Annotated in this window: 18 protein-coding genes; 9 read left to right on the top strand and 9 right to left on the bottom strand. The window is 65.7% G+C overall.

From position 1 onward, the window contains the following. Window positions 1–12 precede the first annotated feature (12 nt). The 8 genes from mtnB to A9Z00_RS02690 all read right to left on the bottom strand — a co-directional run bounded on the left by mtnB (window position 13) and on the right by A9Z00_RS02690 (window position 7,993). Window positions 13–675 carry a methylthioribulose 1-phosphate dehydratase gene (gene mtnB / locus A9Z00_RS02725; RefSeq protein WP_296974080.1) on the bottom strand — a complete coding sequence of 221 codons (663 nt, stop codon included), beginning with the start codon at window positions 673–675 and terminating at the stop codon, window positions 13–15. Beyond that, window positions 672–1,340, bottom strand: a complete 669-nt coding sequence (locus A9Z00_RS02720; RefSeq protein WP_296974078.1) for a 2-hydroxy-3-keto-5-methylthiopentenyl-1-phosphate phosphatase — start codon at window positions 1,338–1,340, stop codon at window positions 672–674. The genes mtnB and A9Z00_RS02720 overlap by 4 nt, the downstream gene beginning before the upstream one ends. Beyond that, on the bottom strand, window positions 1,337–2,560 hold the full coding sequence (locus A9Z00_RS02715; protein ID WP_296974076.1) for a 2,3-diketo-5-methylthiopentyl-1-phosphate enolase: 1,224 nt from the start codon (window positions 2,558–2,560) through the stop codon (window positions 1,337–1,339). The genes A9Z00_RS02720 and A9Z00_RS02715 overlap by 4 nt, the downstream gene beginning before the upstream one ends. Before the next feature lies 1 nt (window position 2,561). Continuing rightward, window positions 2,562–3,443: a pyrroline-5-carboxylate reductase gene (gene proC, locus A9Z00_RS02710; protein WP_296974074.1), complete on the bottom strand. Its 882-nt coding sequence runs from the start codon at window positions 3,441–3,443 to the stop codon at window positions 2,562–2,564. Window positions 3,444–3,458: 15 nt separating this feature from the next. Next, complete coding sequence (locus A9Z00_RS02705) at window positions 3,459–4,724, bottom strand: glutamate-5-semialdehyde dehydrogenase (RefSeq protein ID WP_296974071.1); 1,266 nt, start codon at window positions 4,722–4,724, stop codon at window positions 3,459–3,461. 49 nt (window positions 4,725–4,773) lie between these two features. Continuing rightward, entirely contained in the window at window positions 4,774–5,877 is a 1,104-nt protein-coding gene (gene proB / locus A9Z00_RS02700; protein ID WP_296974070.1) for a glutamate 5-kinase, read from the bottom strand. 399 nt (window positions 5,878–6,276) lie between these two features. Beyond that, window positions 6,277–7,470 carry a pyridoxal phosphate-dependent aminotransferase gene (locus A9Z00_RS02695; RefSeq protein ID WP_296974067.1) on the bottom strand — a complete coding sequence of 398 codons (1,194 nt, stop codon included), beginning with the start codon at window positions 7,468–7,470 and terminating at the stop codon, window positions 6,277–6,279. A 112-nt stretch (window positions 7,471–7,582) separates the two neighbouring features. Beyond that, window positions 7,583–7,993 (bottom strand): hypothetical protein, encoded by a 411-nt coding sequence (locus A9Z00_RS02690; RefSeq protein WP_296974065.1) that lies wholly within the window; start codon window positions 7,991–7,993, stop codon window positions 7,583–7,585. A gap of 309 nt (window positions 7,994–8,302) precedes the next feature. Here A9Z00_RS02690 and A9Z00_RS02685 point away from each other — a divergent pair, with 309 nt between their 5' ends. Both A9Z00_RS02685 and A9Z00_RS02680 read left to right on the top strand, forming a co-directional pair. Next, on the top strand, window positions 8,303–9,112 hold the full coding sequence (locus A9Z00_RS02685) for a carbon-nitrogen family hydrolase (protein ID WP_296974062.1): 810 nt from the start codon (window positions 8,303–8,305) through the stop codon (window positions 9,110–9,112). Between the two features lie 154 nt (window positions 9,113–9,266). Beyond that, window positions 9,267–9,482 (top strand): hypothetical protein, encoded by a 216-nt coding sequence (locus A9Z00_RS02680; protein WP_296974061.1) that lies wholly within the window; start codon window positions 9,267–9,269, stop codon window positions 9,480–9,482. Between the two features lie 140 nt (window positions 9,483–9,622). Here A9Z00_RS02680 and A9Z00_RS02675 read toward each other — a convergent pair whose 3' ends face one another. Next, window positions 9,623–10,549: a LysR family transcriptional regulator gene (locus tag A9Z00_RS02675; RefSeq protein WP_296974059.1), complete on the bottom strand. Its 927-nt coding sequence runs from the start codon at window positions 10,547–10,549 to the stop codon at window positions 9,623–9,625. Window positions 10,550–10,754: 205 nt separating this feature from the next. Between A9Z00_RS02675 and leuC the strand changes: the two genes are divergently transcribed. From leuC to A9Z00_RS02640, 7 genes are all read left to right on the top strand, one after another. Continuing rightward, entirely contained in the window at window positions 10,755–12,173 is a 1,419-nt protein-coding gene (leuC, locus tag A9Z00_RS02670; RefSeq protein WP_296974056.1) for a 3-isopropylmalate dehydratase large subunit, read from the top strand. A 33-nt stretch (window positions 12,174–12,206) separates the two neighbouring features. Further along, window positions 12,207–12,806: a 3-isopropylmalate dehydratase small subunit gene (gene leuD / locus A9Z00_RS02665; protein ID WP_296974054.1), complete on the top strand. Its 600-nt coding sequence runs from the start codon at window positions 12,207–12,209 to the stop codon at window positions 12,804–12,806. Between the two features lie 255 nt (window positions 12,807–13,061). Beyond that, window positions 13,062–14,546 carry an N-acetylmuramoyl-L-alanine amidase gene (locus tag A9Z00_RS02660; RefSeq protein WP_296974052.1) on the top strand — a complete coding sequence of 495 codons (1,485 nt, stop codon included), beginning with the start codon at window positions 13,062–13,064 and terminating at the stop codon, window positions 14,544–14,546. 4 nt (window positions 14,547–14,550) lie between these two features. Then, entirely contained in the window at window positions 14,551–15,150 is a 600-nt protein-coding gene (locus A9Z00_RS02655; RefSeq protein WP_296974049.1) for a GerMN domain-containing protein, read from the top strand. A 65-nt stretch (window positions 15,151–15,215) separates the two neighbouring features. Then, window positions 15,216–17,957: an S-layer homology domain-containing protein gene (locus tag A9Z00_RS02650; RefSeq protein WP_296974047.1), complete on the top strand. Its 2,742-nt coding sequence runs from the start codon at window positions 15,216–15,218 to the stop codon at window positions 17,955–17,957. A gap of 258 nt (window positions 17,958–18,215) precedes the next feature. Continuing rightward, on the top strand, window positions 18,216–18,863 hold the full coding sequence (gene nth, locus A9Z00_RS02645) for an endonuclease III (protein WP_296974045.1): 648 nt from the start codon (window positions 18,216–18,218) through the stop codon (window positions 18,861–18,863). A gap of 62 nt (window positions 18,864–18,925) precedes the next feature. Then, entirely contained in the window at window positions 18,926–19,177 is a 252-nt protein-coding gene (locus A9Z00_RS02640; RefSeq protein ID WP_296974043.1) for an NAD/NADP transhydrogenase alpha subunit, read from the top strand. Window positions 19,178–19,199 lie beyond the last annotated feature (22 nt).

The following is a 19,199-nucleotide window of genomic DNA, read 5'->3' as shown; positions in this document are numbered from 1 at the left end:
CGCCTTTCTGTTTTATCGCCGTCCGCTCCGGAGCAGTTCCCAGCGGTAGACATATTCGAACAGGAACTCGAACGCCTCGAGATGCTTCTTCGCTTCCGCGATGTCGCGGCCCCAGGCGTAGATGCCGTGCTTGCGCAGCAGGATGCCGGGCACGCGCGGATCAAGCCGCGCCGTCACCTCGGGCACGATGCGCGGAATGTCGGCGTAGTTCGGCACGATCGGAATGTCGATCGACGCCTCTTCCTCCCAGATGTTGAACGCCTTGATCAGCTCGACGCCGCAGACCGGCACCGCGCGCCGCTCCCAGAACCATTCCGAGACGACGTTGTTGAACACGGTGTGGACGTGGGCGATCGCGCCGCAGCCCGTCAGCCGGTAGATCTCGCAATGGATGAGCGTTTCGGCGGACGGCTTGAGCGCCGTCGTCTCGACCGGCTTGCCGTCCTGGTCGACGAACAGGAAATCCTCGGGAGTCGACCGGGATTTGTCCCTGCCGCTCGCCGTGATCGCGAAGTGGAAGCGATCCGGTTGGAACCCGCCGACGCGGGCGGACAGGTTGCCGCTCGTGCCCGGGAACAGACCGCGGGAAGCGAGATGCGCCTTCAGCTCCCCGAGTTCGGCCAGCACGCGCTGTTTTTCCTCGGCCGCGATGGCCGCAAAGGCGCTGCCGCTCATGACATCACCCTCTCTTCGAGCCCGTCGATGACGTCGTAGAACGTCTCGAACGGCGTGTACGGCACGCCGAGCGCCCTGCATTTCTCGGTCAGATGCGACCGCGCGAACACCGCGTCGGCCATCTTGGCCGCCTCGAAATCGGTCACGCTGTCGCCGATCACGATCCGCTCGTACCGCCCGGGCGGGAAGCGGCGCATGATCGTCGTTTTGCACATGCCGCAGTCGTTCGTGCAGGGCGGCTCACACGGATGCGGCCACGTGATCTCGACGCGCTCGCCGGAAAAGTCGCTGCCGTTGCAGAAGATGTGGTCGCGCGGGATGTCGAATTTCGCGAGAATCGGATAGACGAAAAAGTCGATGCCGCCGCTCGTCACATAGAATTCGATCCCCTCGTACCGGCAGAAGCGGAGCAGTTCGGCGAATCCCTCGCGAATGACCGCGTTGTTCACGGCGAAGTCGATCATTTCGTCCTTCTTCGAGCTCGGCAGCAGCCGGAACAATTCGCCGACGCCCTGGCGGATCGATTTTCGTTCGGCGAGGACGTCGTCCACGATCCGGCGCCAGCCGGGCGGATCGAAATGGCGGATGACCGCGACGATGTTGTCGCTCATCGTGATGGTGCCGTCGAAGTCGCAGAAAATGATCCGTTCCTTGCCTTGCGTCATTCCCGGATCCCCCACGCCTCGACGGCCGCCCGCAGCTCGTCATGCCGCTTCGCGGCTTCGACCAGGGGCACGCCGGCCATCACCGCGTCGATCGCCTGCCGGAACGCGCGGCCGCCGGCGGACGTGCCGAGCGGATGGCCGTGGATGCCGCCGCCCGCGTTCACGACGACGTCGGGGCCGAAGTCGCGGTGGAGGAGCGGCACGAGGCCGGGATGAATGCCCGCCGACGGAACCGGGAAGCTGCTGCGGAGCGGAAGCTCGCCCGTGGTCAGCGCGTTCTTGACCGCTTTTGTGTCCTCCTTCGGCATGACGACCGAGCCGTAGGGGGAGGGGAACAGGACGAGGTCGGCGCCCGCGAGCCGCATCAGTTTGCCGAGCAGGAGCGGGGCTGCGATGCCGTAATGCCTGGACGGATAGATCGCGCCGGAGATCGCGGGATGCGCCGCGATCGGCACGTTGATCTCCGGATCGCGCGCGAGCTCCGCGAGCGCGTCGAAGCCGTAGGCGAGCACGTTGAAGAGCAGCGCGTTCGCGCCGGCCCGGATCGCCCGCTTCGCGTTCTCCGCAAGCTTGAACGTCGGACCGGTCAGATTCACGGCGTACAGCAGCTCCTGTCCGGTCGCGCGCTTCGCTTCCTCCGCCGCGGCCATGCAGGTTTCGACGCGCTTCTCGAGCGGTGTCAGGGGATTTTCGAACAGAATCTCGTCGTCCTTGACGAGGTCGACGCCGCCGAGCGCCTGCAGGAGGAACTGCTCCCGCAGGTTCGCGAGATCGTGTCCGATGACCGATTTGAAGATGCTCATGAGGAGCGGCCGGTCGTGCACCCCGAGCAGCCGGCGGACGCCCTCGATGCCGAATTTCGGTCCCGGGAAGGCGGAGAGGAAGTCGTCCGAGAAGCCGATGTCGAGCAGTTTGATCCGGCCGTCCATCGAGAGCTTGCCGAACACGGTGACGAGCAGCGCCGGGATGTCGCGGCTGAAATTGATGTCCGGGTAGTCAATGACGATGTCGGCGTACCGCTCGCCGGTCGGGGAATCCGCCGCCGGCACTTCGGTGACGGACACGACCCGTCCGAGATGCTTCTCCATCTCGGCCTTGCGCGCCTGCGGCAGGTCGGTCCAGCTGCCGACGGTGAGGCCGACGGCGATGCTTTGCGCCTTCTTCTCGAAATCGGCCTTTTCGTCATAGAGCCGGTAGGTTGCACGGCAATATCCGCCCATGTCAGGTGACGCTCCTTTCCAGTTCCGCGCCCAGTTCGGCGGCACGCTCCGCCGCGCGCCGCATCGCCCGTTCGACCAGGCCGCGGAAATCCTGCCGCTCGAATGTCTCGATCGCCGCCTGCGTCGTGCCGCCGGGCGAGGTTACCTTGCGGCGCAGATCGGCCGGCTCCTCGCCGGTCTCGAGCACCATGTTCGCCGCGCCGAGCACGGTCTGCACGGTCAGCGCCCGCGCCGTGTCCGCGGGAAGTCCGAGCGAGACGGCGGCGTCGGTCATCGCTTCCATCATGTAGTACAGGTAGGCGGGGCCGCTGCCCGACAGCGCCGTCACGGCGTCGATCAGCGATTCGTCGACGACGTGCGCCGTGCCGACGGCGCGGAATATCCGCAGCACGAGCCCGCGTTGCCCGTCCGACGCCGCGTCGTTGAAGCTGATGCCGGTCGCCCCGAGGCCGATCGTGCTCGACGTGTTCGGCATCGTGCGCGCGACCGGCAGCCGGCGGCCGACCAGCCGCTCGATCGCGGCGATGGACAGCCCCGCGATGACGGAGACGAGGAGCTGTCCGTCCCGGAGGAGGGGGGAGAGGCGCCGGAGCGCCTCCGCCGCGTCCTTCGGCTTCATGCACAGGAAAATGACGTCCGCGCCGCGGAGCGCCTGCTCTTTCGCCGCCTCGTCCGCGGCGGTGCGGACGCCGTAGCGTTCCCCGAGTTCGGCCAGCCGGGCCGCGTTCGAGCGGTTCAGCATCGTGATGCCGGACGGCTCCGCCAGTCCGGCGGAGAGGAGGCCGCGCACGATCGCTTCGGCCATCGAGCCCGCTCCGAAGAAGCAGAGCTTCAGGCCGATCGGGCCTTGCGGCGGGGTGAGGGATCGGCCGTTCGTCGTCATGGTCCGCCGCACCCCTCAGCCGCGGATCTGGCCGTTGCCGTAGATCCGGTATTTCGTCGACGTGAGCGCAGGCAGTCCCATCGGACCGCGCGCGTGCAGCTTCTGCGTGCTGATGCCGATCTCGGCGCCGAAGCCGAACTCGAAGCCGTCCGTGAAGCGCGTGGACGCGTTGTGGTAGACGGCCGCGGCATCCACCTCCTGCAGGAACCGCTCGGCGTTGCGGCGATCTTCGGTCACGATGCATTCGGAGTGCTTCGTGCCGAATTTCGCGATGTGGGCCAGCGCTTCATCCAGATTGCCGACGATTTTCACGTTGAGGATGTAATCGTTGTACTCGGTCGCGTAATCTTCGTCCGTCGCGGCGAGCGCGCCGGGGAAGAGGCGGCGCGTCTCCTCGCAGCCGCGCAGTTCGACGCCCGCTTCGGCCATCGGCTTAAGCAGCCGGTCGAGATGCGCCTCCGCGAATTTGCGGTGGACGAGCAGCGTCTCCATCGCGTTGCAGACCGACGGGCGCTGCACCTTCGCGTTGAAGGCGATGCGCGAGGCCATTTCCGGATCGGCGCTTTCGTCCACGAAGGTGTGGCAGATGCCCGCGCCCGTCTCGATGACCGGCACGGTCGCGTTCTCGACGACGTTGCGGATGAGCGATGCGCCGCCGCGCGGGATGATGACGTCGAGCAGGCCGTTCAGCTTCAGCATCGCGTCGACCGACCGGCGGTCGGAATCCTCGATGAGCTGCAGCGCGTCGGGCGGCACGTCGGTGGAGGCGAGGGCCCCGCGCAGCACCTCGACGATCCGCCGGTTCGAATCGATCGCCGCCGATCCGCCGCGCAGCACGACGGTATTCCCGGTCTTGAGGCAGAGTCCCGCCGCATCGACGGTCACGTTCGGCCGCGCCTCGTAGATCATGCCGATGACGCCGAGCGGCACGCGCACCTTCTCGATGCGCAGCCCGTTCGGCCGCTCGAACGACTCGAGCACTTCACCGACCGGGTCGGGCAGTTCGACGATCTGCCGCAATCCATCCGCGATGCCGGCGATCCGGCTTTCGTCCAGCTTCAGCCTGTCCAGCAGGGAACGGGACGTGCCGTTCGCCTCGCCCCGTTGAAGATCCTCCCGGTTGGCGGCGATGATCGCGTCCCGCTCGCGGATGAGCGCGTCGGCCATGGCGAGGAGCGCCCGGTTTTTCTGCTCCGTCGTCAGCCGGTTCATCGCCTTGAGCGCTTCGCGGGCCGCCAGCGCCTTCTCCCTCACTTCGTCAATCGTCGTTTGCCGGCTCATGTTTCGATCCCTCCATTGCATTTCTGGTTCCGACGGTTTCGATCGCGCTTCAGCGCGGGAACGAGACCCATTCGTCCCGGTGGATCACCTCGATGCGGACGACGTCGACGCGCTTGCGCACTTCCTCGGTGCTGAGGCCGGCGGTCGCCTGCACCTGCCACGAAGCGTAGTTGACGACGCCGCGCCCGATCGGCACGCCGTCCGGTCCGGCGACCTCAACGACGTCGCCCGGGTTGAATTCGCCCTCCGCTCCGATGATGCCGGCGGGGAGCAGGCTGCGTCCTTCGCTGACAAGCGCCCGGACCGCGCCCTCGTCGACGGTGATCCGGCCGTTCGGCGTCGAATGGAAGCCGATCCACTGCTTTTTCACGGACAGGTTGTCGTAGTCGGTATCGAAGTAGGTGCCCCGGCCGCGGCCCTCGACCGCCGCCAGCAGATCGCCGGGTCCGATCGCCCGGCCGACGAACGCCTGCACGCCGCCGCGCGTCGCGACGCGCGCCGCCTCGATCTTCGAGCGCATCCCGCCGGTGCCGACGGAGCTGCCCGCACCGCCCGCGACGGCCATGATCCGCTCGTCGATCTCGGTCACCCGGTCGATGCGTTTCGCGTCGGGGTTGCGGCGCGGATCGCCGGTGTACAGGCCGTCCGTGTCGGTCAGGATGATCAGCTTCTTCGCCTTGACGAGGTTGGCGACGAGCGCCGACAGGTTGTCGTTGTCGCCGAATTTGAGCCCTTCCACCGTGACGGTGTCGTTCTCGTTGATGATCGGGATGACGTTCCGGCGGAGCAGCTCCTCGATCGTCATCAGCGCGTTGTGGATGCGCTGCCGGTTCGAGAAATCGTGCCGGGTGAGCAGAATCTGCGCGACGACGATGCCGCTTCGGCCGAACGCTTCCTGATAGGCCTGCATGAGCAGCGCCTGGCCGACGGCTGCCGCCGCCTGCTTCTCGTGGAGCTGCTTTGGCCGCGCGGGATAGCCAATTCTCCGGAAGCCGGCCGCCACGGCTCCCGACGTGACGAGCAGCACCTGCCGCCCGGACCGGTGCAGGGAGGCGAGCTCGCCGGCGAAATACTCGATGCGGGAGCGGTTCAGGCCGCCTTCGGCGGAAGTCAGCGAGCTGGAACCGATTTTGACGACGATGCGTTCGCCCATTCCGATCCTTCCTTGCCGTCTGATGCTGTGTTGGGGTCAAAAAGAAAAGACCTTCGCCCCGTTAAAGGACGAAAGTCTGCGCTTCCGCGGTACCACCTTTATTGACGGCGCACGGGCGCCGTCCGCTCTGTTCCCGATAACAGCAGGAGGCTGTCCGGCTCGTCGCCGGCCGTTCAGGGGTGGGTTCAGCACGGAGCGCGGCGGATTCTCGCAGCCTCAGGCCGTCCGGTTGACCTTCGTCCTCCGGCGCCCACGGATTCCGCTCTCTGAACGCGCCTGCAGCATGCTTACTGGTCCCGTCATGACGTTTCGCGTTTTCGTTTGTATGCTATTACCTTATCATGAAACGGCACCGCTGTAAAGCCGGCGGCCGCCGGAAGCGGACGGGCTTCGCATCGGTCAGCCGAACAGTCCGAGGCGGCCGATCCGTTCGACGGCTTCCTCGAGCCGCGCCTCGTCGGCCAGCAGGCCGAGCCGCACGTAGCCCTCGCCGTTCCGGCCGAAGCCGACGCCCGGGGCGAGCACGACGTCCGCCCGCTCGAGGACGAGATCGGCGAACGATTCGGACGTGTAACCGGCGGGGACGGGAAGCCAGCAGAAGAACGATCCGCCCGGTTTGCGGGCCTTCCAGCCGATGCGGTCCAGCGCGCGGAAGAGCGTGTCCCGGCGCCGTTCGTACATCGCCGCAAGCTCGCGCACGGAATCCTGCGGGCCGGTCAGCGCGAAGGCCGCCGCCTCCTGGATGGCGCCGAACAGGCTGCAGTAGTAGTGATCCTGGATCAGGTTGATCAGCCGGATCACGTCGGCGTTCCCGAGGGCAAAACCGACGCGCCAGCCGGCCATGTTGTAGCTCTTCGAGAGCGTGTAGAACTCGACGCCGACCTCCTTCGCGCCCGGTATCTGCAGGAAACTGACCGGGCGCCTGCCGTCGAAGCCGATCGCGCCGTAGGCGAAGTCGCTCGCGACGACGATGCCGTGCCGCGCGGCGAATGCGACCGTCTCTTCATAGAAGGCGGCGTCGGCGACGGCGCCCGTCGGGTTGTTCGGGTAGTTGACGAACATCAGCTTCGCGCGCCGCAGATCTTCGGGTTTCAGCGCGCCGTAGTCGGGCAGGAAGCCGTTCGCTTCGGAAAGCGGCATGAACACCATCCGCGCGCCGGCCAGCGCGATGCCCGACCAGTAGTCCGGATAGCCGGGATCCGGCACGAGGCAGACATCGCCGGGATCGAGCAGGCACTGGCTGATCTCGACGAGCCCGGTCTTGCCGCCGAACAGGATCGCGACTTCCGTCTCCGGGTCCAGCCTGACGCCGTAGTCTTCCTCGTAGCGCTTCGCCACCGCTTCCTTCAGGAACCGGAAGCCGCTGAACGGCGGATATTTGTGGTACAGCGGGTTGCCGGCCGCCTCCCTCAGGCGCTCGACGATCGGCTGCGGCGTCGGGCGGTCCGGGTTGCCCTGACCGAGGTTGATGACGTCGCGGCCTTCGGCGATCCGGGCGGCGGCGCGGGCCGACAGCCCGGCGAAGAACTGCACCGGCAGCTCCTTCAGCCGTGCGGCCGGTTCAACGCGGACAGGGGCGATCGGTCGCTTCATGTCACCACACCACTCCGGCATCCGCCCGCGCCCGGCGGGAATCCGCTTCGGGGCGCGGGCGAGGCATGATACATAACTCTAGCACGGAATGGCAGGCATGTCGAGAAAAATTTTAGTCTGTACCGGTCGGAATACCCCGAAATCGCGGGCGGTCCTTCCGGTCATCCGGAGGCGGCGCTTCCGGAGCGGCGAGCTTGCGCAGGAAAGGACGCAGGTCGGCTTCGAACTGGAGCAGGTACGGCCGGTTGTCCGGATCGAAGACCAGGAGCAGCGGGCGCTCCCGCTCGCATTGGAACAGGAAGATGTCGCGGACGGCGATGGCCGTTCCCCCGATCCGCACGGCTGCGGTTCCGGCGAGCGGCACGCGGTAGACGAATCCGCAATCTTCGGACGGCCTGAGCCTCGGTGACAGTCCGGTCACCGAGCGCAGCCATTCCCGCGCCATCGCCTGGAATTCCTCGTCGTTCGGAACGGTGCGGACGACTTTGCCGGCCTTCACGTCGAACACCTGCACCGGCTTCAAGGGCATCTGTTCCCGGGCGGGCGCGGCGCCGGCTGCGCGGGACGAAGCCGCGCCGGCGGACGCCGATGCGTCCGTTGCGGCGGCGGGCATGCCGGCCGGGCCGGATGGCGCGGACCGGCACACGGCCGGCGCCAGGCATAACAGGCATAATGCGGACAGTACGGCGGGCAGCAGTCTCTTCACGCGATCAGCTCCTCGGGTGGAAAAGTGTCGGAAGCATGTTGCCTGTAGTGTTGCCAACTTGACATGCCGGCATGTCGGAGTAAGATGGGAGAAGCGCAAATTTTCGGTGACGGGGGGGCGCGGAGCATGGGGCGCAGATGGCGGATTTCGCTCGTGCAGATGCACGTCGAGGCGGGCGATCCGGAGGCCAACTTCGCACGGGCGGCCGGACGGATGGAACGGGCGGCGGCGGAACGGCCGGATCTGATCGTCCTGCCCGAGATGTGGAACACCGGGTACGCGCTTAAGATCATCGGTTCGATCGCCGACCCCGGAGGCGACCGGACGCGGGCTTTCGCGTCGGGATTCGCCCGGAAGCACGGCGTGAACGTGGTCGCCGGCTCGATTGCGGAACTCAGGGAGGACGGCGTCTACAACACGGTCCGGATCTTCGGCCGGGACGGGGAGCCGGCCGGCGAATACGACAAGATCCATCTCTTCCGGCTGATGGACGAGGAGAAGCATCTGAAGCCCGGGCGCAGGATCGGACTGGCCGAGCTCGACGGCGTGCGGGTCGGCGCGATGATCTGCTACGACATCCGCTTTCCGGAACTGGCCCGGACGCTTGTGCTCGCGGGGGCGAAGATTCTGGTCGTGCCGGCGGAGTGGCCGCATCCGAGGCTGGAGCACTGGCGGACGCTGCTTCGCGCACGGGCGATCGAGAACCAGGTGTTCGTCGCGGCCTGCAACCGGGTCGGAACGAGCAACGGCACGGAATTCTTCGGCCATTCGATGATCATCGATCCATGGGGCGAAATCGTCGCGGAAGCGGGCGGGGAAGAGACGATTCTGACCGCGGAGATCGACTTGGATCTCGTGGACGACGTACGCCGGCGCATCCCGGTGTTCGAGGACCGGAGGCCGTCCTTGTACCGGCTGGATGAGGGGGCCGGTTGAGCCCCGAACGCACGGGCGCCGGGGTTCGGCGGCGGACGATGACGGAAGGATTCCGGGAATCCCGGCGGCAGCGCAAGCCCGGTGAAACCATGCCGAAAGAACGAAGGAATGTCCGCGCACCGTCCCTGTCTCCGCCATCGGCTGGGGTTATGATGTGAAGGCCGGCGTCATCCTCACCGTGCCGACGCTGCTTGCGACGCTCACGGGGCTTGCGTGCTGGCTCCACGCGATCCGTGAGCTGCGCTGGAACCCGTGGGCCGCCGTCGCGGGCATCGCCGCCGCCCTCGCCGCGCTCGCGACGGTCCGGGGCCTCGTGAAGGCGGCGAAGGCGCATGGACGCGGACGCAAGCAGGCCGTCTCCGGCCGGTGAGCGGTGAGCTCGCCGGTGAGCTCCGGGACCGGCGCGGGAAAATCCGGCGGGGAAGGACGCCGCGGCTCGATGGCATGAGCCGGAGATACAGCCGGGATTTGCCGTAAGTCCGCGGGATCGCCCGGTATGCCACGTACCGTTCAACGGCCGCCGCGGCCGTCGGGGGAGGCGATCGCCGCCGGCGCCGTCTCGCGCAGCGTCTCGATGAACGCCCGCGCCGCCTTGGAGCGGTAGCGGTCGGTGCGGGTCGCGATCACGAGCGTGCGCGTCGGGGCGGAGGCGAGCCGCAGATAAACGGGGGAGAGCGGCGTTCCGGCGGGGCGGGCGACCATCTGCGGCACGAAGGCCAGCCCCATGCCGGCCGCGACGAGCGACTGCACCGTCTCGATGTTGCCGCTCTCGAACACGACGCGCGGCTCGAAGCCGGCGTTGCGGCACAGGTCGAACGCGATGGTCCGGAATCCCTGGCCCTTCTTCAGCACGATGAACGGTTCGCCGGCCAGCTCCCGCACCTCGACGCCCGGGCCCCCCGTCCGTTCCGCCAGCCGGTGCTTCGGCGGCACCGCGAGGAGAATCTCCTCCTCGATCAGCGGTTCCCAGGTCAGCGAAGGATCCCCGAGCGGCAGCGACAGCAGCGACAGGTCGGTCTGGCCGACCGCCGTCAATTGCTCGAGCCGGGACGTCGTGTCTTCGACGAGCGTCACGTCGATCTCGGGATAACGCGCGCGGAAGACGGGCAGCACATGCGGCAGCACATGCGAGCCGGTGATCGGCAGGCTGCCGACGACGAGCCTGCCTTTCCGCATCTGGGCGATATCGTCCATCTCCTGGCGAAGCTGCTCGACGGCGTCGAGTATCGCCGCCGCCTTCTCGATGAAAATGGTGCCGGCGTGGGTCGGCTCGACGCTGTTGGTCGTGCGGCTGAACAGCAGGACGCCGAGCTCGCTCTCGAGCTTCGAGAGCTGCTGGCTGAGCGACGGCTGGGCGATATGCAGCTTCTCCGCGGCGCGGGAGAAATTCCGCTCCTTCGCGAGCTGCACGACGTATTGCATCTGCCGCAAATCCATGGGGTGCGCACGCTCCTCTTCGGGGGCGCCGCGGAACCGCGGTGCGTTCTTCCGACCGCGGCACGTCGGCGCAACGATTTATAGGTGCAACCTATTAAAGTTATAGATATTATATCTTTGTTCGATTATCAAGAACATGATAAGATAGAAGCACTACAGCACGGGCGGGAAGGGCTTCCCGCGCAACCGACGATGGGGTGATCGCATGCCGAAGACCATGTACGAGAAAATCTGGGAGAAGCATGTCATCCATTCCGAGCCGGGCAAGCCGGACATTCTGTACATCGACCTTCATCTCGTGCACGAGGTGACGAGCCCGCAGGCGTTCGAAGGCCTGCGCATGGCCGGTCGCAAGGTGCGCCGTCCGGACCTGACGTTCGCGACGATGGACCACAACGTGCCGACGAAGGACCGGTTCAACATCGCCGACCCGATCTCGCGGCAGCAGATCGAGACGCTGCGGAAGAACTGCCAGGATTTCGGCATCCGGCTGTTCGACCTGCAGGACGTCGACCAGGGCATCGTGCACATCATCGGGCCGGAGCTCGGGCTGACGCAGCCGGGCAAGACGATCGTGTGCGGCGACAGCCACACGTCGACGCACGGCGCCTTCGGCGCGCTCGCGTTCGGCATCGGCACGAGCGAGGTCGAGCACGTGCTCGCGACGCAGTGCCTGCAGCAGGCGAAATCGAAGACGATGGAAGTGCGCTTCGTCGGCAAGCTCAAGCCGGGCATCACGGCGAAGGACATGATCCTCGGCCTGATCGCGAAGTACGGCACCGACTTCGCGACCGGTTACGTCATCGAATATACGGGCGAAGCGATCCGCGACCTGTCGATGGAAGGGCGGATGACGATCTGCAACATGTCGATCGAAGCGGGCGCCCGCGCCGGCATGATCGCGCCGGACGAGAAGACGTTCGAGTATCTGCGCGGCCGCGAATACGCGCCGAAGGGCGAAGATTTCGACCGGGCGGTCGAGTACTGGAAGACGCTGCGCACCGATGAAGGCGCCGTCTTCGACAAGGTCGTCGAGTTCGACGTCGAATCGCTCGTTCCGCAGGTCACCTGGGGCACGAGCCCGGGCATGGGCGCGGACATCACGGGATGCGTGCCGGATCCGGACAGTTTCCCGACGGAGGACGAGCGGAAGGCGGCCCGCCGGGCGCTCGAATACATGGGCCTCAAGCCGGGCACGCCGATGACGGATATCGAGATCGATTACGTGTTCATCGGTTCCTGCACGAACGGCCGGATCGAGGACCTGCGCGCCGCCGCCGAGATCGTGCGCGGCTACAAGGTCCATCCGCGCGTGACGGCGATCGTCGTGCCGGGCTCGGGCCGCGTGAAGATGCAGGCGGAGAAGGAAGGCCTCGACAAGATTTTCAAGGAAGCGGGCTTCGAGTGGCGCGACGCCGGCTGCTCGATGTGCCTCGCGATGAATCCCGACGTGCTGCAGCCGGGCCAACGCTGCGCCTCGACGTCCAACCGGAACTTCGAAGGCCGCCAGGGCCGCGGAGGCCGGACGCACCTCGTCTCGCCGGCGATGGCGGCCGCGGCGGCGATCATGGGCCGCTTCGTCGATGTGCGCGAGTGGAAGATCAAGTCCGAAGTGGCGGTCTGACCGCCAGGGAAAGAACGGGGAGGAGCGAAAGCGATGGAACCTTTCATCCGACATACGGGCATCGTCGCGCCGGTTGACCGCGTGAACGTCGACACGGACGCGATCGTCCCGAAGCAGTTCCTGAAGCGGATCGAGCGGAGCGGCTTCGGCCAGTTCCTGTTCTACGAATGGCGGTTCGACGAGAACGGCAACCCGAATCCGGATTTCGATCTGAACAAGCCGCGCTACCAGGGAGCGTCGATCCTGATCGCGCGCGCGAACTTCGGCTGCGGTTCGTCCCGCGAGCACGCACCGTGGGCGATCCTCGACTACGGCTTCAGGGTCGTGATCGCGCCGTCGTTCGCCGACATCTTCTACAACAACTGCTTCAAGAACGGCATCCTGCCGGTCAGGCTCAGCGAAGAACAGGTCGACGAGCTGTTCCGGCGCACCTATGCGAACGAGGGCTACAAGCTTACGGTCGACCTGGAAGCGAAGAAAATCACCGATGATCTCGGACTGGAATATGACTTCGACCTCGACGAGCACCGCCGCCAGTTCCTGCTGCTCGGGCTCGATGACATCGCGCTGACGCTGCAGCACGAGGACAAGATCGCGGCGTACGAAGCGATGCGTGCTGCGCAGCCGTTCTGAGTCGTTTCCCGAAGGCAAGCCGTTCCGGGCTTTTCCGGGACGGCTTTCGTTTTTTTTCGGGAGCCCGGTTGAGAAAACGCGAGAAAACGCACGAAACCGCAAGATTTCGCATGATCGGGGCCGGCAGGAAGAATCGCGGGCTTCTTTTCGACAGTTCGCAACTTTTTCCGGCTTCGGGCGTCTAAATGTTCGGACAAGCGTTCGGCTGTTTTCAGGCTCAAGCGTTTGCAGCAATCCGCAGCCAGAGGTGGACCCATGAAGAAAGTTGGTGCGCTGCTGTTCGTGCTGTTTGCCCTGTGCGTCTTCCATCCGGCCGAATCGCGGGCGGCCGTTTCGCCGAGCATCTATCTGGACGGCGCGCGGATCGGGGAAGGCGCGGAACCCCGCATCGTGTCGGGTTTCACGATGGTTCCCGTCCGCCTGATCGCCGAAGAGATCGGCTACGACGTCCTGTGGGTGCACGAGACGAAACAGGTCCGCATCAGCAACGGCTTTGCGCTCATCGAACTGACCGTGGATCGGGACGCCGCCGTCGTGAACGGAGAGGAGCAGCCTCTTGCCCGGCCGCCGCTCATCGACAAGGGCGTGACCTTCGTGCCGCTCCGGTTCGTCGGCGAACAGCTCGGGCTTACGGTCCGATGGGACCAGGGCACGAAATCGGTATTTCTCGAGCGTCCGGCATCACCCGAACCGCCCGCTGCGGAAAATCCGCCCGCAGGGGAAGGAATCGGAGCGGGGGATGGCGAAGGTAACGGAACGGGTGACGGAGAAGGGGCGTCTCCGGATGACGGGCATCCTCCGCTGCCGCCCGAGGTCCCGGCCGACGCCCGGGCCGTCGTGAAGGAGATCCGGTATGACGGGTGGACGGGCGTCTCGGTGCTGTACGAGGGCGACGCCGAGCCGAACGAGCCGTTCTGGTCGGGTACGAAGCTCGTCATCGACATTCCCTACGCGTCGCTTTCGCCGGACATCATGGCGAAGCTCGCCGCGCAGAAGGCGTCACAGGCGGAAATCGCCGTCGATTTCAAGGCATTCGAACGCATCCGCTATTCGTACTACAGCAACAATCCGTCCACCGTGCGGGTCGTGTTCGACCTGAAGGCCAGGCTGGATTACGAGATCCTGCGCGAGGAAGGCGCGCTGCACGTCGTGTTCGCGAGCCTCGATCCGCCGCCGGAGACGGAGCGGCCGCAAAAATTCAAGGTCGTCATCGATGCCGGACACGGCGGCAAGGATCCCGGTGCGCCGAGCGTGAACGGGCGTTACGAGAAGGAATTCAATCTCGCCGTCGCGCTCAAGGTGTACAAGCTGCTCGAGCAGGACGAGCTGGTCACGCCGTACCTGACCCGGAGCGAAGACGTGTTCGTGGACCTCTACGAGCGTGCCCGCTATGCGAACCGGATCGGCGCGGATCTCTTCATCTCGATCCATGCCAACCGGATCACGAAATCCTCGGTCACCGGAGTCGAGACCTATTACAATCGTCCGGAAAGCAAGACGCTTGCGGACGTGATGCACAGGCGCCTGCTGAAGGCGACCGGGCTTGCGGACCGCAGCGTGCGCACGGCCAATTTCGTCGTGATCCGGGAAACGACCATGCCGGCGGTTCTGCTCGAATGCGGTTATCTGTCCAACGCGAACGACGCGAAGCTGCTGTTCACGGAGTCGGTGCAGGACCGGATCGCCGCGGAGATTGTCGCCGGCATCAAGGAATATCTGACAGCCTACGGGGGGAAGTGATCGCGTGCGGACCTTGATGCGGTTGGCGCCGCTTTTGGCCGTGCTGCTGCTGGTCGCGTCCTGCGGAAGGGGGACGGAGCCGGCGGCGCCCGCCTCCGGCGGCACGGACGCGGCGACCGAAACGGGAAACGGAGCGGACGGATCCGATCCGGCGCCGCAGCCGGTGCCGGTGAAATATTACGTCACGAATGAAGAAATGCGCGATCTGATCGAGAAGCAGACGACCGTCCTGCCCGCCGGTCCCGGAGAGGTCTACCGGCTGGCGATCGAGGCGCTCAGGCTCGAGGATGAAGCGGCGGGGGAATATTCGCTGTGGAAGCACGCGGAATTTCGCCGGGTGGAGATGAAGGACGGCGTGCTGACCGTGGATCTTGCGCTGCCCGACGAAGCGCGGCTCGGTTCGATGGGAGAAGCGCTCGCGTTGGAAGCGATCACCCGGACCGCTTTCCAGTTCGATGAGGTGGAAGCGCTCGACATTCTGGTTGACGGCGAGCGGGTCGACAGCCTGATGGGGCATGTGGAGCTCGCCCATCCGATTCCGCGAAACGCCGATCCGTTCGTTCCGGATTCCGGGCCGGAGCGGACCGCGCGGGAACAGTCGTAATCGTGCCGCGGACCGGCGCCCGGGCCGGTCCGCCGGTTAATGCAATGGGAGGGGAACATACATCCATGTCGGTACATAAGTGGAAAAAATGGTTGTCCGCGGCGCTCGTCTGCGCAATGCTGGCGGGTGGAAACGCGGTCCATGCGGAGAACGGTTCCGGCGCGTCCGAACCGGTCGCGGCGGAGACGGAGCCGGACGGCGCCGGTCAGTCCGGGGGAGCCGGATCCGGTTTCGTCGACGTGGCGGACAATCACTGGGCCAAGAAGCACATCACGAAGCTCCGCCTGCAGGGCATCATCCAGGGAACGGGCCAGGGAAGGTTCAACCCTTCCGGCAACGTCTCGCAGCAGGACGCGGTGCTGATGGCGCTCCGCTTCATCGGCGCGGCGAACAAGGTCGATCCGAACACCCAGGTGCTGTTCCCGGACACGTTCATCGTGTCGGACTACGCGAAGCCGTACGTCATGCAGGCGATCTCCGAAGGGCTGATTGAAGAGAACGTCGAGTTCCGGCTGGCCGAATCCGAACCGGATCGGGCCTGGGGCACGAAGCCGGCCACGCGCGAATGGGTGACGAAGCTCATCATCCGGGCGATCGGCGAGACGGCGCGGGCGGAGGAACAGGCCGGCCGCATGCCCGGATTTTCCGACGCATCGATGATCGCCGACATGTATGTCGGCTACGTGAATGCCGCGGTCGAACTCGGAATCGTGCGCGGCTTCTCGGGCAACCGGTTCGCGCCGAAAAACACCGTCACGCGGGCCGAATTCGCGACGATGCTGAGCCGCGCGCAGCAACTGTATGCCGTCGCCTACGAAGGGCAGCAGGAAGGCATTCTGACGGGGCTGACCGATTCGCGGCTGACGATCGCGGGCGAGGACGGCGCGACGAAGACGTTTACGATCGACCGGCATACGCTGTTCTATCGCTACGATTCGGAAAGCGAATCGCTGCCGACGGGCCTGAAGCCGTATACGCGGGTGATCGTGCTCGTCGAGGACGGACGGGCCCGCTATGTCGAGCAGATGGACGATGACGAGCGGCTCGAGCGGACGAGCGGCGTCGTCGTGAGCGTCGACAGCGAGGAGCGCGTGCTGTATGTCCAGGTGGGATCGCGCGTGCTGCCCGTCCGGTATCCGGACGGCGTCAGCGTGCTGGACCGGAGCGGCGCCGAAGTCGGCCTGTCCGCGCTCGCCAGGGACAGCGAGGTCGACATCTACCGCGAGACGTTCAGCGAGGAGAAACAGGCGGTCCGAATCGAACTGAAATCCGCGACGGTCAACAAGCAGGGACGCGGCAAGATCGTGGGCATCGAGTCCCGGGCGGTCGAAATCCTCGACGAAGGCGCGGAACAGCCGGAGAAGTGGCGCGTGGCGGCCGCCGCGACCGTCTCGCGGCAGGGCGCGCAGGTCTCGCTGGCCGAACTTCGCGTCGGTGACGTCGTCTCCTATGCGGTGGAAAACGGCATGATCACGCAAATCGAAGTCGAAGCGGCCGCTTCCCGGACGATCACCGGGCGGTTCGACGGGTTCAGCGCCGACCGCAGCTCGATCATCTATGTCGTGAACAACCGGAAGGAAATCAGCGACCTTGCGACGGGCGCCAAGCTGGAAATTCCGGGATTGCCGGGCGCAACCTGGAACGATCTGTACAAGGACGACCAGATCGAGCTGACGCTTGACGGCAGCGACAAGGTGATCGCGGTCAAGGTCGTCAACCGGAACATCACGACCGTCAACGGCGCGACGATCGTCAACCTGGACACGGACCGAAACCTGTTGACGTTCCTGGATCCCCATGACAGACCCGCGGTGGTCAAGCTCACCGACAGCACGCGAATCGAAATGAACGAGTCGGCCATGACGCTGGAACTGGCGAAGCCGCTGTTCGTCAAGGGACGCAAGATCATGATCAGCTATTCGGACGAACTGGCGATCGTCATCCGGTTCGCATACCAGCATACCGGCACGCTCGAGACGCTGGATGCGGCAAGCCGGCGGATCGTGCTGAAGCTGGATGACGGCAGCACGTTCACCATCCCGTATCAGTCGCCGACCGTGCAGATTTACGGCAAGTCCAACGCTTCGCTGTCGGATCTGAAGGCCGGCGACCGGATCACGGTGGCACTCGACCAGAACCTGGAAAACGCGAGCGCCATCAAGGTGCATCGCATCGTCCAAATGAAGATCGCCAGCGTCTTCACGTCCACTTCCCGGGTGCGGCTCGCATCCGAGACGGGAACCACGAGCGAGCACACGATTTCGTCCTCCGTCCGCCTCCGGGACGAGAAGGGGCAGGCCATCACGCTGTCGCAGCTCGCGGCCGGACGCACGGTGAACGCCGAATTCGCCGGCACCGACCTCGTCGGCCTGCAGCTCGTCGTCGTGAAATACGGCAGGGTCGTCTCGGTCGCGCCCGCCACCGTCACGTTCGCGGAATACGGCGGTTCGGTCCAGGACATCGCGCTCGGCGAGCGGTTCAGCATCGTGAAGAACGGTCAGACGGCGACCTCCACTTCGGTGCTGGCCGAGAACGACCGCGTCGAAATCCGCACGAACGAGTCGGGCGAATATGTCGTGAAGGTGATCGCCGGCCTGCAGAAGTCGTTCTGGCGTTACGACTCGGCGGCGAACGAAATCGTCGTGAAAATCTCCACCCTCAACGAGCAGAACCGGTTCAGTCTCTCGGCCGACACGCTCGTCACGTCCGGCGGTCAGCCGATCGCGGTCAGCTCGCTGAAGGAGAACGACCGGATCGTCCTGTATATCGTGGACGGCAAGTTGATCGAAGTCGAGAAGTTGCAATGAGGCAATCGGCGGACTCCGCCCCGCGCATCCGGAAGGGTGCCGGGGCGGTTTTCGTTGCGGGAGACGCCCGGGTCATGCGGGACGGGCGACGGAGGCGGCGGCATGCCGCGTGCAGGCGGGCGGCCTCGGGTGGCGAAGGACCGAACGGAATGCGGATCCGGCGGTTGCGGCGGCGGACTTTTTTCGGTACACTCGGGACGAACGCTGACGGCGGACCCAGGCGGCCCGCGGATACGGATACGGCGGGGTGGGAGAGCGATGAAACGGGAAGCGATGCGCAGAATTTTGGACACGATCGCCGGGATGTTTCCCGACGCCCGGTGCGAACTGAACCACAGCAATCCGTTCGAGCTGACGATCGCGGTGCTGCTCTCCGCGCAGTGCACCGACCAGACGGTGAACAAGGTGACGGCGGATCTGTTCAAAAAATACAAACGGCCGGAGGATTATCTGGCCGTACCGGTCGAGGAGCTGGAGCAGGATATCCGCCGGATCGGCCTCTACCGGAACAAGGCGGCCAACATCCGGAAGCTGTGCCGCATCCTGATTGAGAAGCACGGCGGCGAGGTGCCGCGGGATTACGAGTCGCTCGTCGGGCTGCCCGGCGTCGGGCGCAAGACGGCGAACGTCGTCATCTCCAACGCCTTCGGCGTGCCGGCGATCGCGGTCGACACGCATGTGGAACGGGTGTCGAAGCGGCTCGGCATCGCAAAGCCCGACGACTCGGTGCTGGAGGTCGAGAAGAAGCTGATGCGCCTCGTGCCGCGCGACGAGTGGACGATCACGCACCACCGGCTCATTTTCTTCGGGCGGTACCACTGCAAGGCGCAGCGGCCGAACTGCCCGGAATGTCCGCTGATCGATCTGTGCAAGGAAGGCCGGCAGCGCATGAAGGCGTCCGGCTGACGGCATACTAGACGGAGATGCGCGCATCCGATGTCAACGACCGGTACTGGAGGGAGGGCACCATGCGCTGCATATCCGTCTATACGCGGGATTTCGGATCGTTCTCGGACCTTTATGAGCGGATCGTCGCATCGCCGCCGGCCGAGGACGAGGAAATCGAGTTGGAGGGCATTACGGTGAGCGGTGCGGGCGATGTCCCCGAAGGCTACATCGAGCGGCTACGGGGCCGTCCCGACGTGGTCGTCATGCGGGAACGGGAGCGCGGCGCGACGATTCTGCAGCATGGCGGCCTGTTCGAGATTTGTCTGCCCTGAACGGGGCTGCAAGCGATCGGAG

This window comes from Thermobacillus sp. ZCTH02-B1, from assembly GCF_002159085.1.
Taxonomy (GTDB): domain Bacteria; phylum Bacillota; class Bacilli; order Paenibacillales; family Paenibacillaceae; genus Thermobacillus.
This window is presented reverse-complemented; position numbering and strand designations above follow the sequence as displayed.

Excerpts from the sequence above, each read along its gene's own strand:
- proC (WP_296974074.1), bottom strand. The coding sequence starts at position 3,443 with ATGACGACGAACGGCCGATCCCTCACCCCGCCGCAAGGCCCGATCGGC.
- leuD (WP_296974054.1), top strand. The coding sequence starts at position 12,207 with ATGGAACCTTTCATCCGACATACGGGCATCGTCGCGCCGGTTGACCGC.
- leuC (WP_296974056.1), top strand. The coding sequence starts at position 10,755 with ATGCCGAAGACCATGTACGAGAAAATCTGGGAGAAGCATGTCATCCAT.
- A9Z00_RS02720 (WP_296974078.1), bottom strand. The coding sequence starts at position 1,340 with ATGACGCAAGGCAAGGAACGGATCATTTTCTGCGACTTCGACGGCACC.
- nth (WP_296974045.1), top strand. The coding sequence starts at position 18,216 with ATGAAACGGGAAGCGATGCGCAGAATTTTGGACACGATCGCCGGGATG.
- A9Z00_RS02685 (WP_296974062.1), top strand. The coding sequence starts at position 8,303 with ATGGGGCGCAGATGGCGGATTTCGCTCGTGCAGATGCACGTCGAGGCG.
- A9Z00_RS02660 (WP_296974052.1), top strand. The coding sequence starts at position 13,062 with ATGAAGAAAGTTGGTGCGCTGCTGTTCGTGCTGTTTGCCCTGTGCGTC.
- A9Z00_RS02650 (WP_296974047.1), top strand. The coding sequence starts at position 15,216 with ATGTCGGTACATAAGTGGAAAAAATGGTTGTCCGCGGCGCTCGTCTGC.
- mtnB (WP_296974080.1), bottom strand. The coding sequence starts at position 675 with ATGAGCGGCAGCGCCTTTGCGGCCATCGCGGCCGAGGAAAAACAGCGC.
- A9Z00_RS02695 (WP_296974067.1), bottom strand. The coding sequence starts at position 7,470 with ATGAAGCGACCGATCGCCCCTGTCCGCGTTGAACCGGCCGCACGGCTG.
- A9Z00_RS02675 (WP_296974059.1), bottom strand. The coding sequence starts at position 10,549 with ATGGATTTGCGGCAGATGCAATACGTCGTGCAGCTCGCGAAGGAGCGG.
- A9Z00_RS02715 (WP_296974076.1), bottom strand. The coding sequence starts at position 2,560 with ATGGGCGGATATTGCCGTGCAACCTACCGGCTCTATGACGAAAAGGCC.
- A9Z00_RS02640 (WP_296974043.1), top strand. The coding sequence starts at position 18,926 with ATGCGCTGCATATCCGTCTATACGCGGGATTTCGGATCGTTCTCGGAC.
- proB (WP_296974070.1), bottom strand. The coding sequence starts at position 5,877 with ATGGGCGAACGCATCGTCGTCAAAATCGGTTCCAGCTCGCTGACTTCC.
- A9Z00_RS02705 (WP_296974071.1), bottom strand. The coding sequence starts at position 4,724 with ATGAGCCGGCAAACGACGATTGACGAAGTGAGGGAGAAGGCGCTGGCG.